Origin of the sequence: uncultured Amaricoccus sp. (assembly GCF_937858865.1) — a bacterium.
GTDB lineage: Bacteria > Pseudomonadota > Alphaproteobacteria > Rhodobacterales > Rhodobacteraceae > Amaricoccus.
Genome location: NZ_CALLYO010000405.1, coordinates 1 through 1,384 on the forward strand (window position 1 = coordinate 1; position 1,384 = coordinate 1,384).

The following is a 1,384-nucleotide window of genomic DNA, read 5'->3' on the forward strand; positions in this document are numbered from 1 at the left end:
AGGCGGCGATCGAGGCGGTGGCCGAGGTCGGCAACCCGACCATCGTAGCCACCCTCACCGTCGTCGCCGCGCTCCTGCCCATGCTCTTCGTCTCCGGCATGATGGGCCCCTACATGAGCCCGATCCCGGTCAACGCCTCGGCGGCGATGATCTTCTCCTTCTTCGTCGCCGTCACCGTCACCCCCTGGCTGATGCTGCGCATCGCCGGCCGCGCCCCCGCCCATGCCGCCGACGGGCACGGCGGCCACGGCGGACGCCTCGGCCGCCTCTATGCGGCGGTCGCGCGCCCGATCCTCGCCTCGAAGGGCGCGAGCCGCGGGTTCCTTCTCGCCGTCGCCGCGCTGACCCTCGCCTCGCTCGCGCTCTTCTACACCCGCGACGTGACCGTGAAGCTCCTGCCCTTCGACAACAAGTCCGAGCTCTCGGTGACGATCGACCTCCCCGAGGGCGCCTCGGTCGAGGCGACCGACGCCGTCGCCCAGCGGGTCGCGGACGCGGTGCTCGCGCTCGAGGAGGTGCGCTCGGTGCAGACCCACGCCGGCGCCGCCGCGCCCTTCAACTTCAACGGCCTCGTCCGGCACGCCTTCTACCGCACCCAGCCCGAGCAGGGCGAGGTGGCCGTCAACCTCGTCCCCAAGCACGACCGCGACCGCGCCAGCCACGCCATCGCCCTCGACATCCGCGAGCGCATCGCCCGCCTCCCCGTCCCGGCCGGCACCAGCCTCAAGGTGGTCGAGCCGCCGCCCGGCCCCCCGGTGATGGCGACGCTCCTCGCCGAGATCTACGGCCCCGATCCCGCGACCCGGCGCGCCGTCGCCGAGCGCGTCGAGGCGGCGTTCCGCTCCGTCCCCTTCGTCGTCGACGTCGACAATTCCTGGGGCGCCGAGGCCCGCCGGCTGCGCGCGACGATCTCGACCGACGACCTCGAGTTCTTCCGCGTCGAGGAGAGCGACGTCTTCGACACCATCGCGCTGCTCAGCGGCGGCACCACCGTCGGCTACTCCCACCGCGGCGAGGGCCGCCAGCCGATCCCGATCCGCATCGAGCGGCCGAAGGGCGAGCGCCTCCTCGACGAGCGCTTCCTGACCACGCCCATCCCCGCCAACGTGCTCCCGGGCGACCGCGGCGTCGTCGAGCTCGGCGACGTGGTGCGCATCGCCGAGGAACGCGCCTCGCACCCGATCTTCCGCCACAACGGCCGCGCCGCCGAGATGGTGACGGCCGAGCTCGCCGGCGCCTTCGAGGCCCCGCTCTACGGCATGCTCGCCGTGGAGCAGGCGCTGGACGAACAGGACTGGACCGGCCTGCCGAAGCCCGCGATCCGCCTGCACGGCCAGCCCGAGGACGAGAGCCTCCCGACCCTCCTCTGGGATGGCGAGTGGGA

1 protein-coding gene is annotated in these 1,384 nt (G+C 73.3%); it reads left to right on the forward strand.

What is annotated here, in order from left to right:
• Positions 1 to 1,384 (forward strand): efflux RND transporter permease subunit (locus Q0112_RS11905; protein WP_297975608.1); only part of this gene is annotated, 1,384 nt, incomplete at both ends.